The following is an 18,020-nucleotide window of genomic DNA, read 5'->3' as shown; positions in this document are numbered from 1 at the left end:
ACGTCGGTATTCCGTCGGTCGCATGGCTGCTGCGGTTTATGAGACACATTCATGTGAATTTGGGCGCGGGAGAGGTCTCCTGCGCCCAAATTTTTTGCCCGAACGGTCAAGTCATGGCAGAATTTTCTCGAACGAGTAGGAGACGAGTGATGCTGAGACGTACATTTTTGAGCGCAGCAGCGGCAGCCGGCGCCACGATGAGCACCCCGATGATCGCCCGCGCCGCCGCCGCCCCCTTTGAGCTTATGGACCACCTCAAGCCACGAGAGGTGAAGATCGCACGAAAATACAAATATGAACCCGGTCAGATCGTTGTCACCTTACAAGCGTTCTACCTCTATCACATGCAGGACGAGCGAACCGCGATCCGCTATGGCGTGGCTGTGGGCAAGGAAGGTTTGAACTTTCGCGGCGACGCGACCATTGACCGAAAAGTGGAATGGCCGAATTGGACCCCAACCAAAGAGATGATCGAACGCAATCCCGGGTACGCACGATGGGAAAACGGCATGCCAGGCGGGCCGAACAACCCATTGGGGAGCCGCGCTCTCTATCTGTATCAGAACGGTAAGGACACATTGTTCCGCATCCACGGCACAAATGTTCCCGGCTCGATCGGGACGCCGTCGTCAAACGGCTGCATCCGCATGTACAATCCGCATGTCGAACACCTTTTCAACATTGTGCCACTGGGAACCAAGGTGAGCGTCTTTTGATCACCGCAAGCTGTTGAGCAGGCGCAAAGACGCATAGCCATCCGGCGTCATGCCGCGGGACAGTTGATAGTCTCGTACAGCGTTGATTGTCAGAGGGCCGATCTTGGCGTCGATTTTCTGGGTGTCAAATCCAGCTTGGGTCAGACGCTCCTGCAACTCAATACGCTCATCAAAAGTCAAAGCACGATCGCCACGAGGCCAGGAGCCTTGGATTTTGGGGGCGCCGGCAATGCGGTCGCTAAGATGTCCCACCCCGATCACATAGGCATCTGCGGTGTTATAGGTCTCAATCGCGTCGAAATTCTTGAAAATCATGAAAGCCGCACCTTCAGCGCCCGCCGGCAAAAGGATCGACGCCTTCCCATGATTGGGCACTTTGCGGCCGGTCATATCACGGATGCCGATGCGGGCCCATTCGGTGGGCATCTTGAGGATCTCGCGGTTGGCGAGCGTATAATCAAAGCCGTCAGGAATGCGAACCTCCACGCCCCAAGGCTGGCCGAGAATCCAGCCGGAATTCTTGAGGTAGGCGGCCGTCGAGGCCAGCGCGTCAGCGGGGTCGTCAGACCAGATGTCACGACGCCCATCGCCTGTGAAATCCACTGCGTGTGCCATAAACGATGTCGGCATGAATTGTGTGTGACCCATCGCACCAGCCCAGCTACCGGTCATGTTCGCCGCCTGCGTATCGCCATTTTGCAGGATCGTCAGCGCGGCAGTGAGCTGCTCCTCAAAAAATGCCGCGCGCCGACCATCATAGGCCAATGACGCCATCGCAGAGATAATCGGCGTGCTGCCCCGAAACGTTCCATACGCGCTTTCAAGGCCCCAAATCGCAACGACGACCTCCTTGTCTACGCCATAAGCGCGTTCAATTTTTGTGAGGGTTGTGTTGTGCCTCGCCAGCGCCGCTTTACCGTTTTTGACGCGCAGATCGCTGGTGGCGCTGTCGAGATAGTCCCAGATGGTTTTTGTGAACTCACTTTGGTTGCGGTCCCGTTTGATGACATCTGCGTCATACGTCACCCCAGACATCGCGGCATCAAAGGTTGCAGGCGTCACACCAGCTGCCAAAGCGCGCGGACGGTAGGCGGCGGTCCAATCACGTAATCCGGCATTGGTCGGCGAAACAACAGCTACGGCTTGTGTGACATTTGTCATCACCAAATCCGGACGCAGCACCGGACGCAAAGAGGTCGCGGGTGCCTCAGCGTATGACGCCGTTGCGCAGAATATCAGTGCCAGAATGCCTGCTCGCATGGTCGGTGCTCCTGCTCGTTTTGCGCAAATGGTAACGCCGCCTGCGATTCTGACAAAGCACCCAAAAGTCATACGCGGGGAATTGCCGATCACGTCTGAGAATGAGGCGGCGCTTCGGCATCCAGCCGGTTTTTGAATTCGCGTAGCATCGGGATGCGACGAGGGCGAAAGGAGCGATCAGTCACAGTGAACCCGCGTAGTCTATCAAGGCGGAACACACGATAATCTTGCCGCAGATGGCAAAAGGCCAACAGGCAATGTGTGCCGTCCAGAAAGGTGATCGTGAGCGGGTCCAACTCGCGGGCGGTTGGAATGCCATTGGCGTCAGCGTAATCCACGGCGATGGTACGCTCCTCCCAAGCCGCCTGTCGAAGCGCACTGGCATCGATTGTGATCGGCGGGGGTTTGTAGAAACGTTTCGCGGTCAGAACCGCGTGCTTAAGTCGATGCGCCTGAGCCGCAGGAAGACGCGATTTCAGCTTTGTTAGAGCCGATTTTGCAGCCCTAGCCAGCGTGGGATCGCCGATTTGAGTGACTTCCGTCAAACCGACCACCAGCGCCTCGATTTCTTCTGGCACAAATCCAAGGGGCGGCAGCGTTGCATCCTCAATCAGAGTGAACCCAAAGCCCGCCTCTCCGTCGATCACCGCTCCGAGCCCACGCAATGTGTCGATGTCCCGATAGATCGTGCGGTCCGATACGCCGGTTTCCAACGCAAGCGCCTGCGCAGTGGCGGGCGTCGGCAAGTCGCGAAGAGCTTGCATCAATTGAAAGAGACGATCGGTACGAGGCATGACTTATGCATAGTGCCTCATACTGACAAAAATTGACAGCAGGCCGCGTTAGACCGGCTGCATCATTTCAAAAGGAGAAAGAGATGCAGCTGATTATGTTTCCGGGCAATAATGTCCTGCCGAGTCATTCACCGTTCTGCATGAAAGCTATTTGCCTGCTGGAAATGGCCGGCATCGCGTGGCAGCCGGAGATTTCTGTGGACGTTTCGGTGCAACCATTGGGCAAACTGCCTGTTCTGCGGGTCGGCGATCAACTGATCCCTGACAGCTCAAACATCGAAGACCTGCTGACGTCAGAAGGCGCGGATTTCTATGCGGACCTGAGTACGGAACAGAAAGCCATTTCCCACGCGATCAAGAGCATGGTGGAGTACAGTCTTGTGCTTGGCCTTGTACACGACCGCTGGTTGGACCCTCAGGTCTGGCCGATTATGCGCGAAGAGTTCTTTGCTGAAGTCCCATCGGAGGCCCGCGAAATGGTGGCTGAGCAAGGGCGGGCCCCGGTACGCGCCGGTCTTACCTCTCACGGAATTGCGCGGTTCTCGGCGCAGGATCGGAAAAAGCGTCTAGGGCGTGATTTGGCTATGTTAGAGACTGTTTTGGGTGACAAAGCGTTTCTGTTTGGCGACACCCCCACCGGCGCAGACGCGGCGATTGCACCTGTTCTGGATATGATTCTGCGACTCCCAGCCGAAACCGATCTGCGCAAAGCGGTTGAAGAAGTTGCCGCCTTTACGCCCTATGTGGCGCGGGTACGATCCGCGATCTATCCAGGTGGGAATATGCGTGGTTGCGCCGCGCCCAAACAAGCGCTTGCGAGCTAAATACAGTCTCTAATATTGCGTAAAACGTATCTCGCCGTCATTTGCGACGGCGGGACACTTTGCGTTTGACCTTGTCGGATTTACGCTTGGCCTTGGTGGCTTTGCGGCGTGCGGGGCCACCGCTGCGACCACGACCACCGCGCCCAGCGCGTTTGATGATCTCGCCATCCAACGACAGGAGTTCCAACGCGATGCCACCGGTCACAGGTGCTGCCTCGGTCAGACGGGTGGTGACACGTTGGCCCAGACCAATGACAATGCCTGTATCAGAGCCGATCAGCGTGTTGGTTTCCTGATCGTAGTGGAAGTATTCACGCCCCAACTCGCGCATCGGGATCAGACCATCCGCGCCGGTTTCGTCGAGTTTCACAAAGACACCAAAGCGGGCAATCCCGCTGATGCGGCCGGTAAACTCATTGCCGATGCGTTCGGACATATAGGCCGCCAAGTAGCGATCGGTGGTGTCGCGCTCTGCCAACATCGAGCGGCGCTCTGTGTCAGAGATATGCGTGCCGGTGTGCTCCATCCGCTCGACCATCTCGGGCGTTAGGCCGTCATCCCCCCAGCCGTGAGCGGAGATCAACGCGCGATGTACGATAAGATCGGCATAGCGGCGGATCGGCGAGGTGAAATGCGCGTAGGCGCGCAGAGCGAGGCCGAAGTGGCCGAAGTTCTGCGGTGTGTAATAGGCCTGCGTCATTGAACGCAGAGTGGAAATGTTGATCAGCTCGGCATCTTCGGAACCGGCTGCGGCGTCCAAAAGTGCATTGAGGTGGCGGGTTTGCAAAACCTGCCCCTTGGCAAGGTTGTACCCCGCTGTCTGCGCCGTCTCACGCAGGGCATCGAGTTTCTCCGGCGCGGGTTCTTCGTGTACGCGGAACAGTAGAGAGGACTTCTTGGCGATCAGGGTTTCGGCGGCGCAGACGTTGGCCAGCACCATGAATTCCTCGATCAGCTTATGCGCGTCAAAGCGGTCACGGAAGTTGACCGAAGTGACAACCCCCTTGTCCGACAGCTCGATCTTGCGCTCCGGCAAATCAAGCGCCAGCGGCTGGCGTTCGTTGCGGGCTGCCACCAGCGCGTCATAAGCGGCATAGAGCGGGGAAATCACGCTCTCCATCAACTCGGCGCAGCGCTCGTTCGGACTGCCATCCTGCGCTTGTTGCACCTCGCCATAGTTCAGCGACGCAACAGAGCGGATCATCGCACGGCAGAAACGGTGGCCGATCTTCTTGCCTTTGCTGTCGATTTGCACTCGCAGGGCGAGAACCGCGCGCGGCACGCCTTCGTGCAAGGAGCAAAGATCGCCCGACAGGCGGTCCGGCAGCATTGGCACAACGCGGTCAGGGAAGTAGCTGGAATTGCCGCGCTTGCGGGCCTCGCGATCCAGTGCCGTGTCGGGGCGCACATATTGCGCAACATCGGCAATCGCCACCCACAGCACATGTCCATCGGCGTTTTTCGGGTCGTCATCAGTGTGCGCCCAGCAGGCGTCGTCATGATCGCGCGCATCTGCGGGGTCAATTGTAACAAAGGGCATGTCACGCAAATCTTCGCGGCTGCCAAGTGGAGCGGGTTTTGTGGCGTCGGCCTCGGCAATCACCTCGTCGGGGAAACGGTCCGGAATGCCATGTTGATGAATGGCAATCAGCGACACGGCCTTCGGTGCAGAGGGATCGCCAAGACGCGCCACAACCTTGGCGCGCGGCAGACCCATGCGGCCTTTGGGACCAGCCTGTTCGGCCTCCACCAACTCGCCGTCTTTGGCGCCGTTGATCTGATCTGACAGCACCATCCATTCTTTGTTGTCGCCCTTATCGATGGGCATGACACGGCCACCTTCTGCGGTCTGGCGAAACACCCCAAGCACACGGCGCGGGTTCGTCCCGATGCGGCGGATCAGGCGGGCCTCATAGGCGTGATCCTCACCCTCTATTTCGGTCAGGCGACCAAGGATGCGGTCGCCCTGTCCCAGCGCCGGATCGGAGGCGCGGGTGATCACGAGGATATTGGGCGCGTCGCCTTCGCCGTGCCACTCCAGAGGACGGGCCAAAAGATCACCATCGTCATTTGGACCAGCAATTTGCAGCACCGAAACAGGCGGCAGCTTATCGGGATCGCGGTAAGTCTTGGCGCGCTTTTGCGAGTGGCCTTCGGCTTCCAGCTCTCGCAGCAGGCGCTTGAGATCAATGCGCGCAGCCCCTTTGATACCAAAGGCTTTGGCAATGTCTCGTTTTGTGGTGAGGGTCGGGTTCTCGGAAATCCATTCAAGGACTTCCTCTTTGGAGGGCATACGCATGGCTTTGCCCTATCACGCAAGGGGGTTCAGGGGAAAGGGGCGTTGCTTCTCCACCCCCGTGGCGCGTCTACGCTGCACCCGAGACTACAATTGGGACAGGTCAGGTTTAATTTGGTTGGTCTGGGGGCGGCCCGCCCCGAAGCGCCTGAAGATCCTGCACCGTATCCACATCAGACAGCGTGGCGATCGTCCCAATTCGGTGGCCCGTCAACGTCGCAACCGTATCTGCAAGCGCGTGCTCCGTGGACCAGCGTACGTTTTCAAACAACCCGCGCGGCGGCGGCGCGCTGCGTTTCAGACCGACAAGCCAGTATCCACCATCCGGCGCAGGTCCAAAAACCGCTTCATGATTGCCAAGCTGCCGAAAAGCGGTGTCGATATGCGAGCGTGAAATGCCCGGAATGTCTGCGCCAACAATGCAGACCGGGCCGGGCGGCATTTCCCGCAGAATGCGTCCCATCCGATCACCGAGATCACCGCGCCCTTGCGGGATACGCGGCAGATCAGCCGGCCAAATGCGCGACACAAGGCCTTCGCTGTCGGGAGCAACGGCCAAAACCAGTTGCCAGCGAGGATCACGCAGGCGGCGCAGGAGGCCCGCGCTTTGGTGACGGAACCACCAGGCGGCGGTTGTCATGCCGATGTCCCGACCAAGACGCGTTTTCACCCGCCCCGGGCGCGGCTCCTTGAGCATGACGACCAGATACTGCGATTTCACAGCGGACGTTCCATATCGCGATGATCAATACCGGCATCGTCATAGACCGGACCAAAGGTGACAAAGCCCAGCGCCTCATAAAAGCCAATCGCGTGGCACTGAGCACCGAGGACCGCGCGCGTGATATCCGGCTGCGTTTGAAAATGTGCGACTGCGGCTTTGATCAATGCCGCACCCAGACCACTGCCCCGCGCCTCCTTGAGAACACAGACCCTGCCGATTTTGCCGGTATTGCCCTTGGTAAGCAGACGGGCCGTGCCCAATGGTTTGCCGTCCTCAGTCGCGAGCAAATGAACGGCTTGGCTGTCCAAGCCATCAAGTTCATCTTCAACAGACACGCCTTGTTCGTCGATGAAAACCACGCGCCGCACCTCAAGGCAGGGTTGGTATTCCGCGACCACGGCGATTTGCCATGTCATGCGAAATAATCCGCAAGAATGCGGGTATAAATGTCCTTGAGTTGATGGATTTGCGCCACGGGAACATTCTCATCCACCTGATGCATGGTCTTGCCAACAAGACCAAATTCCACGACGGGGCAATGATGCTGAACAAAGCGGGCGTCAGACGTCCCGCCTGAGGTCGAAAGCTCTGGAGTGCGGCCGGTTTCGGCCCGCACGGCAGTGGCTACCAAATCAGACAACGGGCCTGGAGGGGTGATAAAGCTTTCGCCGGAAACCTTGACCCGCATATCGATGGCCACACCGGTCGCCGCTGCGGTCTCATTCACAAGGCCCTGCATCCAATCGGTCAGGGACGCGCCGGAATGGATGTCGTTAAAGCGGATGTTGAGTGTCGCCTTGCATTCCGCGGGAATAACGTTGGTCGCCGGATTGCCGGTGTCCATCGTGACCACCGCCAATGTAGACGCGTCGAAATGATCGGTGCCTTCATCAAGCTTATGGGAGGACATTCGATCCATCAGGCGCGCCATGGCCGGCAACGGGTTGTTGGCCCGGTGTGGATAGGCCGAATGCCCCTGCTTGCCGCTAAACGTGAAATAGGCAGTGAGCGAGCCGCGGCGACCGATTTTCATCATCTCACCCATCTCGCTCGGGCATGTCGGTTCTCCAACCAAACAGACCGACATCTTTTCATCTTCGGCCTCTAGGTAGTCCAAAAGGGCGGTTGTCCCATCCACAGCATCACCCTCTTCATCTCCGGTAATGGTCAGCACAATCGCACCGTCCGGCGGTGTTTTAGTGACGAAATCAATGGCAGCAGCAGCAAAAGCAGCGACGCCAGACTTCATGTCGGTGGTTCCCCGTCCAAACATTATCCCATCGCGGATTTCCGCCCCAAACGGATCAGCACTCCATGCCGCGGCATCGCCAATCGGCACCACATCGGTGTGGCCATTGAAACCAAACGTCTTGCCATGGCCTTTTGTACCCCAGCGGGCAAAGAGGTTGGAGACATCCCCGCGATCAACACGCACACACTCAAACCCTGCCCCAGACAATAGATCCTCCAACAACACCAGCGCACCACCTTCGTCCGGCGTCACGGAGGGGCAGCGGATCAGATCAGCGGTCAGTTGGGCGGCATCAGTGTGGGACATGTCATCCTCTTGGTGTGAAATGGCTTTTGAAACAGGGTTTCGCACAGCTTGGCAGGACCGGAAAGACACAATTGCGTTCGCATTCCGCAGCAAATTTCCAATATTCCCTTAACAGTTGAGAAGATTTGATGTTTAGTCGACGCAATAATAATTGACCGAGGCAGGTCACCCGCAGTTTCCGCCCCACAAAGGGCCCGCATCAATGACGCCGAAAACGGCGCGTGATGGTTTGGAGTCGCACCACAGGCAATTGGTGCGCGTGCTGTTTGGTCCTGTCTTTGGCAACAAGGCAGAGATTGAAGGCAAAGCGGTATGCCAAGACTACCCGTAGACCGTGGTGCAGACGCGGAAGACATGGCGAACACCATCTTCGGAGAGGGTGTAACGGTCGTCGATGCAACATATACCGGCGACAACAGAGCCTCCGGTGTCTATTCCAATGGCGACTCGGTCTCACCAGGCGTGACGCCCGGCGATTCCGGCGTGATCCTGTCTACCGGGAACGCCCGCAACTTCAGCAATGGAAGTGGTGGGTTCAATCAGGACACCAACCAATCTTCCAACATGAACGGCATCGACAACGATGCAGGCCTGAATGCGCTGGCAGGCGCCAACACGTACGACGGTGCCATTCTGGAAGTGGATTTCATCCCGACCGGTGACACCATGACGATGCAGTTCGTCTTTGCCTCGGAGGAATACCCGGAATACGTCAATTCGATCTATCAGGACTTTGTCGCCGTCAACATCAACGGATCATTTGTTCCGATGGAGATCGGCAATGGCGACGTTGACCCTGGCAACATCAATGGCGGCGAAAACGAAAGCCTGTTCATCAACAACACCGGAGGCGCCTATAACACCGAGATGGACGGCTTTACGCTGACAATGACGCTGACAATTCCGGTCAACGCGGGCGTTCTCAACACCATACAGTTCATCATCGCCGACGTGTCCGACAGCAGCTACGACAGCTCGTTGCTTATTGCGGCAGGATCGGTGCAGACGGCGCTGGTTGCCAACACCGACACCGTGAACGTGGGTCTGAATGGCACGCGCACGGTGGATTTGCTGGCCAATGACGAAAACACCACCGGCGGCACGCTGACAATCACTCATATCTCGGGGCAACCTGCGGTGGTGGGTGTACCCATCACGCTGGGCAGTGGTCAGATCATCACTCTGAACGCGGACGGAACCGTCACATTCGAGGGCGACGGTGACGAAGAAACCGTCAACCTGACCTATACCGTAGAAAGTTCCACGGGCACAACGGACACCGGGTTTATCACAATAACGCAGGCGCCTTGCTTTGCGGCGGGCACCTTTATTTTGACGCCCTTTGGCGAAGTTCCGGTGGAACATATTGCAGTGGATGATCTGGTGGAAACACTCGACAACGGGCCGCAACCGGTGCGATGGCACGGCTCGCGTACTGTGCAGGCGACCGGAAAATTCGCACCCGTTCTCATTGCAGAAGGCACATTTGGAGATCACCGCGCCCTGACTTTGTCGCCCCTGCATCGGGTGTTGATCGGCGGCGCATGGTCGGAATTGCTATTTGGCGAAGACGAGGTCTTGGTGAAAGCCCGCGATCTGGTGAACGGCAAATCAATCCGCCAAATCGAGGGTGGAACGGTCGAATATCACCATCTGCTTTTTGACGACCATCAAATCGTTTTCTCGGAAAAGCTGGCCACCGAAAGCTACCTGCCCGGCCCGCAGACATCGGCGAGTTTTGATCCCGAAATCGTCAACGAACTGTGCACGCTTTTTCCTGAGCTTAAGGACAGTGATGGCACCGGATATGGACAGATGGCGCGACCCGGCCTGAAAACATTCGAAGTGGCAGCAATGGCCAACTGGGCCTTGGCAAGTTGAGGTGATGGCATGAGTTGGCTGGCCCTTATCGACAAAACGCGCACGCTGTTCCGACTGGACGGACTGGCGCGCTATGGCAACAAACCTGGCGCGGATCTTGTCGCGCTTCGCAAACCGATGCCGACCGGCAGCCTCGTGATCGAAACGCGGGTGTCACCATATGACAAACCACAGATGCTTTTGGGATATGCTCCGCAAGCAAGACGCGGCATCCGTCTATCCTTGCAGGCAGTGCCGGGCGGAGGCGTGGTGCTGGTACTGAATCGCGGAACCGAAACATTTCACACTGCTGTCAATCTCGACACAGGCGGGCGTGCGGACGTGATCCGCATCACCTATAGCTGGGATCTCAATCAATCTCGCGGCAGACTGTCGGTGGAAAGCCCCGGTACGTTCAGGGTTGCAGTCAAAGATCTCGTTGATCCGGTTGCACTTTCGCCCCAAGACATGTGCGAATTCGTGCACGACGAGTTGTCGCGCGTTCTGTCGCCGGATGTGATCTATACCGCGCTAAGCGATCGGGTTGAACCGATCGGCCCCATGCCAACAATGACCACCGACACTCCGGTGATGACCGCTGATGGCTACCGCCCTGTCGGAACCTTGCAGCGGGGCGACCTGGTGCAGACCGCCGAAGGTGAGATGGTGCCGGTCCTGAATTCCATAAAACGCACAGTGCCTGCTGCGGGTCAGTTCACCCCAATCCGCCTGCGGGCGCCGTTCTTCGGATTGCAAAACCCGATTGTGGTCAGCCCGACGCAAAGGCTGGTGATCGGCGGCTCTCGGGTGGAATACACGTTTGGGTCCGAGTATGTTCTGGTGCCCGCCGGTCACTTGTTGCACGGCACGGCCGCGAAACCCGTCAAGAGCGACCCTCTCGTGACCTATTGCCAGCTCATTTTGCCGGACCACGAGGCCCTTCTGGTTGCAGGAACTTACCTTGAAAGCCTTGACCTTGGCCGCATTCGACGGCGCAAGGACGTCCTACGGGCAAGTCTTCTAGGACAATTCATGCGGGTAGATCTGCCCGAGCACTCCCAGACGGCCTATCCGGTATTGCGAGAGTTCGAAGCCCTGACCTTGGCGGCGCAACGCGCTGCCTAGTGTTCCGGCTGATCGGTGCTTTCGCTTTCCTCGCCGTGGAAAAATGGTGTCATCTGCGCCACCACCACCGAGTTTTCATCCAGAGCCCGCTGCATCAGGTCCCGCTCGTCCTGAGGAATGTCGTGCCCCAAAGCTTCCCGCTCATCGATTGTGCCGTAGCCGGTGACATCTAGCGGGTTCAAATCCGCTTGCTTCAGAATTGCCACGGTTTCACGCACAGCTTCGGCCTCATCCACACCGCTGGCATAGATCATCAGCGCGCCGCCGGTGGCGCCATCAGGCAGACCGTCGTCTTCTTTGCGACCAACCTGCACCAGAAGGGTAAAGACCTGCTGGCGGGATTTTTTCTTCGGGGCGGATTTTGATGTGTTCATGGGGTCTGCCCTTAACGCGGCACCGCCCGAAAGGTCAACAGACGGAGTGACGCGTGACGCCAACGCCTAAAAATTTAGACAACTTAAACTTCAAGACTCACGTCTTGGTAACTCCTGCTAGGCAATCTTGCGGTCAGATCGCAAAAATTGGGGCGCCAAATTTGCGTTGGCGCAAGATTTCCATTTGCCGGAACCGCCACACTTATCGGCAAACACACACGAAAAACCCGAGTACCGGACCGTTGCCATGCGTTTCGGACCTCATGCAACCGGCAAGGGACAAGCAATGACACAGTCACAATATCAGCCAATGCGCGCTGATGAGGTGGTGAAAGATCTGGGTGGAACTTCGCTGACTCGCATCGGCAACACGGCGCAAGCTCCGGCGCGCTCCGTGCCCTGTTTTCTGTCAGGCACGCGAATCGTGACACAGGCCGGTCTTGTGGTGATCGAAGACCTTACACCCGGCGACCGAGTGCTAACCCGCGACAACGGATATCAGACATTGCGTTGGATCGGCATGTCATCCCGCCACGCCCTAGGTGCAAACGCGCCCGTGGAAATCTCGGCGGGCACGTTTGGAAACCACGAAGACGTCTGTTTTTCGCGCAATCATCGCGTTTTGGTCCACTCTAGTGAAGCCGCGACATTGTTTGGCGAAGGCGAAGTGCTCATCAAAGCCGGTGATCTAATCAACAATACGTCCGTTCGTTTGCTAAGCAGCGGGCAGCCCGTGACCTATGTGCATCTCCTGTTTGAGCGCCATGAGATCGTTCGTGCGAATGGTCTGGATTGCGAAAGCTACCACCCCAGTCACGAAACTCTCGACAGCTTTGATCCGGCAACGCGAAAAGAAATCTTATCGCATATGCCGAATTCCGATCGGTTTATGGGATACGGGTATGGACCGGCGGCACGGGTATCCTTGCGCGCACAAGAGGCAAAAGCCTTGCTCCACGCCGCATGACAAAGCGGTTTTCCGAGTTTTTGCGACTTTTTGCCCCCATGCAAGGCGACTTCCCCTAGGTTATCCAAACGGATCAGTTGACCGCATTTTTGCTTGCAGTTTAAGGGGATTGGAAACCAGGATCGGACTTGTCATGAAAATTATTTCCATGATCGCTATGACGATCATCACATTTCTGAGTTCTTTCTCTGCAAGTACTGCGCAGACACAAGATCCTTTGATCTTCGCGACTGTTGATAGACCTCCCTTTGCTATGCTTGAAACCGAGTCCGGCGTACCAGAAGGATTCAGCATAGACCTGATGACAGCAATCGCCGACGAAATCGGAAGAGATTTGACTTTTGCACCTGCTGAAAGCTTTGGGGCAATGTTGGATGCGGTAAAATCCGGCTCTGTTGATGGTGGGATCGCCAACATTTCGATCACGGCCTCACGTGAGGCCGAAATGGATTTTTCCCAGCCCATTTTCGAAAGCGGTATCCAGATACTCATGCCCGCAGAAGTCAGCACGTTTGGCCAGATTGGCGGGCTTCTGACGCGCGAAATCGGCACCGCCATTCTTGTCGCGTTGGGCCTGCTTTTCGGCGGCGGCATGATGATGTGGGTGTTTGAGCGCAGACATCAGCCATATTTTGACCGCCCCGCCAAAGACGCCTTGTTCCCGTCTTTCTGGTGGGCGCTCAACCTGGTTGTGAACGGCGGATTTGAGGAGCGCATGCCGCAATCCAAACCAGGGCGGTTTTTCGCGGTCATACTTGTTGTGGCAAGCCTGTTTGTCGTTTCGGTTTTTGTAGCGACCATCACCGCCGCTGTGACTGTTGAAGCGTTGCAAGACAATGTGGACAGCATTAATGACCTTGATCGCCGAAACGTGGGTACGGTGGTAGGATCGACAAGCGCCGACTTCCTGAACCAGCGCGATATTCGATTCACCGGCTATATCTCACCGCAAAAAATGCTGATGGATTTTGATGCAGGTATCATCGACTCGGTGGTTTTTGACGGTCCTATCCTCGCCTATCACGTCAGCGCCAACCCCAAATCCAAAGCGCGTGTGATCGAGCGGGTCTACCGGCCTGAAAACTATGGCATCGCGCTGCCTACCGACAGCGCGATGCGGGAAGAAATCGATCAGGCTCTGCTAACCATACGGGAAGATGGCACCTACGACGCGCTGGTAAAGCGATGGTTTGGCGCCAACTTCCGCTACTGATCAGTCGCGCAGCAACTCGTTGATGCCGGTCTTGGAACGCGTCTTTTCGTCGACACGCTTCACGATCACAGCACAGTACAGGCTAACACCGTTTTTGGACGGCATGGAACCTGAGACAACCACCGAATAGGGCGGCACTTCGCCGTACATCACTTCGCCGGTTTCGCGATCCACAATTTTGGTGGACTGGCCGATGTAAACACCCATGCCCAGAACCGAACCTTCGCGCACGATGCAGCCTTCGACCACCTCAGAGCGCGCACCAATAAAGCAGTTGTCTTCGATAATGGTCGGGCCGGCCTGCATCGGCTCCAGAACGCCGCCGATGCCAACGCCACCGGACAAGTGAACGTTTTTACCGATCTGCGCGCAGGAACCAACGGTGGCCCAAGTGTCGACCATGGTGCCTTCGTCCACATACGCGCCAAGGTTCACGAAGGACGGCATCAGAACCACGCCAGGCGCGATATAAGCGGATTTGCGAACCACGCAGTTCGGCACGGCGCGGAAGCCTGCGTCTTTCCACTGGTTTTCACCCCAGCCGAGAAACTTGCTGTCGACCTTGTCCCACCAGCCGCCGCCTTGCGGGCCACCAGACTGAATTTCCATGTCCTTGATGCGGAAGCCGAGTAGCACGGCCTTTTTCGCCCACTGGTTCACGTGCCAATCGCCGCTCTCCAGCTTTTCGGCCACCCGAAGGCTGCCGCTGTCGAGTGCATTCAACGTGTCCTCAATGGCTTCACGGGTTTCGCCAGTGGTGGCGGGCGTGATGGTGTCGCGCGCGTCCCATGCGGCTTCGATGGCTTGTTCCAGTTGGGCGTTGGACATTGTCTTTGCGTCTCCGTTTGCGGGGAATTCCAATGGGATTTCGCGTTTCTTAGCGGCTTAATCCGCCCACGTCACCTTGCAAAGCGACGCAATCGTGTTTGGTCGCGGCCAAGGCGGCGCTGGTCAGGCTGCTTTGAAAGCGGTAGCCATGGGATAATCGCGTGACCAAGGACTATTGTAATGACCGAAAACCGTTCCCACCCACTTTCAAATGCCCGCCTTGACCGAGTCACTGCCAAACAGGTGCCAGACACCCCGCAGACCCGTGCGCCGCAGTACCGGCTGGCCTTTGCAGATGAGGATTTCCTATGCCGCCCCGAACTGCGCCCTGTTCGCCTTCAGTTGGAATTGCTGAAGCCTGAGCTGGCGCTGGATGAGGACGGTGTAGAAAGCACCGTGGTGCTGTTCGGCGGCGCACGCATTCCGGAACCGGCGAAGAAAGATACTGCCCGCACACAGACGCTCGCGGATTTGTCGCGGTTCTATGACGAAACCCGCAAGTTCGCCCGCATCGTCACTGAACAGTCGGACGGCAAGAAAAACGTCATCGTGACGGGCGGCGGCCCTGGCGTGATGGAAGCAGGAAACCGCGGCGCGATGGACGCGGGCGGGCGCTCGATCGGTCTGAATATCGTCTTGCCGCATGAGCAGGCGCCGAATGAATATGTGACGCCGGAGTTGTGCTTCAACTTCCACTATTTCGCTGTGCGCAAGATGCATTTCCTGATGCGGGCCAACGCGATCTGCGTCTTTCCTGGCGGCTTTGGCACCTTAGACGAGCTGTTTGAATCGCTGACGCTCATTCAAACCGGTCGCATGCATCGCGTGCCGTTCCTGCTGTTTGGTCGTGAGTTCTGGGAGAAAATCGTCAACTGGGAGGCGCTGGCGGACGCAGGCACCATTTCGGCCGATGACCTCGACCTTTTCCAGTTTGTCGAAACCGCCGAAGAGGCGGTCAAAGTGCTCAACACCTGGGAGGATTACTCCCGCCGCGGCGAAATCCCCGGCCGTTGAGAAAGATCAGGCGTCCCGGCATTGCCCCCGGGGCGCACCCATTTTGTCGGTGCGTGCGTCGGCTTAGTGGAAGCTCGCCGGAAGCACGCCAAGTTCGATGCCTTGGGGCAGCTTGGTCACAACCTGTGCGCCTGCGACGTCTTTAATCGCGTAGCCATAGCCCTTGAGGCGGAATTTCCATTCGCGATTGCTCAGCGAGTTGGATTTTTCGCGGGCCAGAATGTCCAGTACAGGCGCGTCGATCATTGCGCCGCCGATATCTGCATGTGCCATGTGTCAGTCCCTTTCTGTTTGTTGACAAATAGGAAACTGACTGTTGATCAGGGCGCAATTGGTCCTCAATTGTGGAAAGTTTTGGACAATCCGTCCGATTGTTTACTTTTTCGGGGTGTTGAGACCGGTGATCAGGTATTTCGGCACCAGAATGCCAGCAATCATAGACCCGATCCAGACCAGCACCGTTGCTCCCGCATGTGCCACCAAGCCATCGATTGTCATGCCATCCACAAGAATGCTTGTGATCCACAAGCCGACAAAGATCACGATCAGGGACAGACCGCCCAGTAGCTGGGGTGCCTTTTTCTCCGACACTTTGCGCAGAATCGGCAAGAGGATCATCGACACGACGGTGAAGACCAGAGTGGCAACGACAATGCCAAGCAGATTGATCGAAAATCCGCCAAGCAGGATGTTGGCCAACATCAAGCCAACTGCATTGGCAATCAAATGCGCGGCGGCAGCGAGGATAAACTTGGGCATGAACACACCTTTCAAATGAAATTTGCGTTCAGCTTAGCGTGAAACGAGCGCCGATCCAGTCTTTAGGACAGACCTGCCTCAGCCTCGATCTGCTTACGCGACTTGCGCGCCCGCTCCGTGGCCGATTTCAACTGACCACAAGCCGCCATAATGTCCTCTCCGCGTGTCTTGCGGATCGGGGAGGCATAGCCGGCCTGATAGATGATGTTGGCAAAGGCGCGGATGCGGTTGTTTGAGCTGCGCTTATACGGCGCGCCGGGCCATTCGTTGAAAGGGATCAGGTTGATCTTAGCCGGAATGTTGTAGCGCTTGATGTGGTCGATCAGTCGATGCGCGTCCTCGTCCGTGTCGTTCACCCCGTCCAGCATCACATATTCAAAGGTGATGCGCTCAGAGTTGGAGACTTTGGGATAATCCGAGAGTGCTTGCAGCAACTCGTCGATTTTCCAGCGTTTGTTGATCGGCACCAGAACATCACGCACATCATCTGTGGTTGCGTGGAAAGAAATCGCGAGCAAGCAGCCAATTTCCTCAGCCGTTCGGGCAATTTCCGGCACCACACCGGAGGTCGACAAGGTGATACGACGACGGGACAACGAAATGCCTTCGGGGTCCATCGCGATCTTCATCGCATCGCGCACATTGTCAAAATTATAAAGCGGCTCGCCCATACCCATCAGAACGATGTTGGACAAAAGGCGGGTTTCGTTCTTTGGCTCGCCAGGGATGGGCCATTCATTCAGATCGTCGCGCGCGACCATCACCTGACCGATAATTTCGGCGGCGGTCAGGTTACGAACCAGCTTTTGCGTGCCGGTGTGACAGAACGTACACGTCAGCGTGCAACCCACCTGCGAAGAGATGCACAGTGTGCCACGATCCTCTTCAGGAATATAAACCACCTCAACCTCGTGACCGCCCGCGATCCGCACAAGGTATTTGCGCGTGCCGTCCTCACTGACCTGCCGCGTCACCACCTCGGGAATAGCCACTTCGAACTTTTCATCCAGTTCGGCGCGATAGGCTTTGGACAGGTTGGTCATCTCGTGAAAATCACGCACGCCCCACTGATAAATCCACTGCCAGATCTGGCCGACCCGCATCTTGGCCTGCTTTTCCTTGGTGCCGTTTTCAATCAACACCTCGCGCAGTTGGTCACGCGTCAACCCGACAAGGTTGATCTTGCCACCTTCGGGCAGCTTGCGGGGAATGGTCATCACGTCCTGCGTGATTGGCGCGGAGGTACTCATGGGTTCAGACTCATCTGGGAATTCAAGCGGTGCAGATACACCATATAGGGCAAATTGCAAATAATACACGGGCTAGCGTTTCTGCTGACAGACCGTGTCAGTTGGCCTGTGCCAAGGATCGGACATCAACAACCACTCAAAGGAGAGAGAAAATGTCTGTTCTGGAAATCGTACGTTACCGCGTCAAAGAAGGTGTCACACCGGAGGCTGCGCTGTCAGCATGGGAGAAATCCCAAAGCTTTGCCAATCAGCAGGCCGGTTTCGTCAGCCGCAAACTGGCCCATACCAAAGACGGCACTTTTGCCGATGTCACGGAATGGGCCAGCATGGAGGCTGCGATGAAAGTAATGGAGGAATTCAAAGTCGACAAATACCCTGAGCTGGCCGACCTTGTCGCGGTGCTGGATCAGGACAGCGTCGAGATTCAGCACTTCACCATCACAGGACGTGAAAACTAA

General features: G+C 57.1%; 19 protein-coding genes. 8 read left to right on the top strand and 11 right to left on the bottom strand.

Going from position 1 to position 18,020, the window contains the following annotated elements:
* Nucleotides 1-149 precede the first annotated feature (149 nt).
* Nucleotides 150-716 (top strand): L,D-transpeptidase, encoded by a 567-nt coding sequence (locus BM069_RS08440; RefSeq protein WP_093322942.1) that lies wholly within the window; start codon nt 150-152, stop codon nt 714-716.
* Here BM069_RS08440 and BM069_RS08435 read toward each other — a convergent pair whose 3' ends face one another.
* Both BM069_RS08435 and BM069_RS08430 read right to left on the bottom strand, forming a co-directional pair.
* Complete coding sequence (locus tag BM069_RS08435; protein ID WP_093322941.1) at nt 717-1,976, bottom strand: lytic murein transglycosylase; 1,260 nt, start codon at nt 1,974-1,976, stop codon at nt 717-719. It abuts the gene before it with no gap.
* Between the two features lie 89 nt (nt 1,977-2,065).
* Nucleotides 2,066-2,770, bottom strand: coding sequence for a helix-turn-helix transcriptional regulator (locus BM069_RS08430; RefSeq protein ID WP_093322939.1), 705 nt, complete (start codon nt 2,768-2,770; stop codon nt 2,066-2,068).
* Nucleotides 2,771-2,853: 83 nt separating this feature from the next.
* Here BM069_RS08430 and BM069_RS08425 point away from each other — a divergent pair, with 83 nt between their 5' ends.
* Complete coding sequence (locus BM069_RS08425) at nt 2,854-3,594, top strand: glutathione S-transferase family protein (protein WP_093322938.1); 741 nt, start codon at nt 2,854-2,856, stop codon at nt 3,592-3,594.
* A gap of 37 nt (nt 3,595-3,631) precedes the next feature.
* On the opposite strand, the gene rnr is transcribed toward BM069_RS08425, so the two are convergent.
* The 4 genes from rnr to dapE form a co-directional block, all read right to left on the bottom strand.
* Nucleotides 3,632-5,893 (bottom strand): ribonuclease R, encoded by a 2,262-nt coding sequence (rnr, locus tag BM069_RS08420; protein WP_093322936.1) that lies wholly within the window; start codon nt 5,891-5,893, stop codon nt 3,632-3,634.
* A 106-nt stretch (nt 5,894-5,999) separates the two neighbouring features.
* Nucleotides 6,000-6,587 carry a TIGR04282 family arsenosugar biosynthesis glycosyltransferase gene (locus BM069_RS08415; protein ID WP_093323531.1) on the bottom strand — a complete coding sequence of 196 codons (588 nt, stop codon included), beginning with the start codon at nt 6,585-6,587 and terminating at the stop codon, nt 6,000-6,002.
* A gap of 20 nt (nt 6,588-6,607) precedes the next feature.
* Nucleotides 6,608-7,030, bottom strand: coding sequence for a GNAT family N-acetyltransferase (locus BM069_RS08410; protein ID WP_093322935.1), 423 nt, complete (start codon nt 7,028-7,030; stop codon nt 6,608-6,610).
* On the bottom strand, nt 7,027-8,172 hold the full coding sequence (gene dapE, locus BM069_RS08405; protein ID WP_093322933.1) for a succinyl-diaminopimelate desuccinylase: 1,146 nt from the start codon (nt 8,170-8,172) through the stop codon (nt 7,027-7,029). Before dapE ends, BM069_RS08410 begins: the two co-directional genes overlap by 4 nt.
* A 312-nt stretch (nt 8,173-8,484) precedes the next feature.
* Here dapE and BM069_RS08395 point away from each other — a divergent pair, with 312 nt between their 5' ends.
* Nucleotides 8,485-10,053 (top strand): choice-of-anchor L domain-containing protein, encoded by a 1,569-nt coding sequence (locus BM069_RS08395; protein ID WP_244503574.1) that lies wholly within the window; start codon nt 8,485-8,487, stop codon nt 10,051-10,053.
* A gap of 9 nt (nt 10,054-10,062) precedes the next feature.
* A complete protein-coding gene (locus BM069_RS08390; protein WP_093322929.1) occupies nt 10,063-11,157 on the top strand; it encodes a Hint domain-containing protein in 1,095 nt (364 codons plus the stop codon).
* Here the strand turns inward: BM069_RS08390 and BM069_RS08385 are convergent.
* Nucleotides 11,154-11,531: a hypothetical protein gene (locus BM069_RS08385; RefSeq protein ID WP_093322927.1), complete on the bottom strand. Its 378-nt coding sequence runs from the start codon at nt 11,529-11,531 to the stop codon at nt 11,154-11,156. The two genes, BM069_RS08390 and BM069_RS08385, sit on opposite strands and share 4 nt — an antisense overlap.
* A gap of 286 nt (nt 11,532-11,817) precedes the next feature.
* On the opposite strand from BM069_RS08385, the gene BM069_RS08380 reads away from it, so the two are divergent.
* Nucleotides 11,818-12,498 carry a Hint domain-containing protein gene (locus tag BM069_RS08380; RefSeq protein WP_170846712.1) on the top strand — a complete coding sequence of 227 codons (681 nt, stop codon included), beginning with the start codon at nt 11,818-11,820 and terminating at the stop codon, nt 12,496-12,498.
* Nucleotides 12,499-12,631: 133 nt separating this feature from the next.
* Nucleotides 12,632-13,711 carry a transporter substrate-binding domain-containing protein gene (locus tag BM069_RS08375; RefSeq protein WP_093322924.1) on the top strand — a complete coding sequence of 360 codons (1,080 nt, stop codon included), beginning with the start codon at nt 12,632-12,634 and terminating at the stop codon, nt 13,709-13,711.
* On the opposite strand, the gene dapD is transcribed toward BM069_RS08375, so the two are convergent.
* Nucleotides 13,712-14,539, bottom strand: coding sequence for a 2,3,4,5-tetrahydropyridine-2,6-dicarboxylate N-succinyltransferase (gene dapD, locus BM069_RS08370; RefSeq protein WP_093322923.1), 828 nt, complete (start codon nt 14,537-14,539; stop codon nt 13,712-13,714).
* A 180-nt stretch (nt 14,540-14,719) separates the two neighbouring features.
* Between dapD and BM069_RS08365 the strand changes: the two genes are divergently transcribed.
* Entirely contained in the window at nt 14,720-15,553 is an 834-nt protein-coding gene (locus BM069_RS08365; RefSeq protein WP_093322921.1) for an LOG family protein, read from the top strand.
* A gap of 63 nt (nt 15,554-15,616) precedes the next feature.
* Here BM069_RS08365 and BM069_RS08360 read toward each other — a convergent pair whose 3' ends face one another.
* The 3 genes from BM069_RS08360 to rlmN form a co-directional block, all read right to left on the bottom strand.
* On the bottom strand, nt 15,617-15,826 hold the full coding sequence (locus tag BM069_RS08360; protein ID WP_093322920.1) for a hypothetical protein: 210 nt from the start codon (nt 15,824-15,826) through the stop codon (nt 15,617-15,619).
* Nucleotides 15,827-15,928: 102 nt separating this feature from the next.
* Nucleotides 15,929-16,312, bottom strand: a complete 384-nt coding sequence (locus BM069_RS08355; RefSeq protein WP_093322918.1) for a phage holin family protein — start codon at nt 16,310-16,312, stop codon at nt 15,929-15,931.
* Nucleotides 16,313-16,374: 62 nt separating this feature from the next.
* Nucleotides 16,375-17,562, bottom strand: a complete 1,188-nt coding sequence (gene rlmN / locus BM069_RS08350; RefSeq protein ID WP_093323529.1) for a dual-specificity RNA methyltransferase RlmN — start codon at nt 17,560-17,562, stop codon at nt 16,375-16,377.
* A 152-nt stretch (nt 17,563-17,714) separates the two neighbouring features.
* On the opposite strand from rlmN, the gene BM069_RS08345 reads away from it, so the two are divergent.
* On the top strand, nt 17,715-18,020 hold the full coding sequence (locus BM069_RS08345; protein ID WP_093322916.1) for an antibiotic biosynthesis monooxygenase family protein: 306 nt from the start codon (nt 17,715-17,717) through the stop codon (nt 18,018-18,020).

It is taken from the genome of Shimia haliotis, assembly GCF_900114415.1.
Lineage (GTDB): Bacteria > Pseudomonadota > Alphaproteobacteria > Rhodobacterales > Rhodobacteraceae > Shimia > Shimia haliotis.
This window is presented reverse-complemented; position numbering and strand designations above follow the sequence as displayed.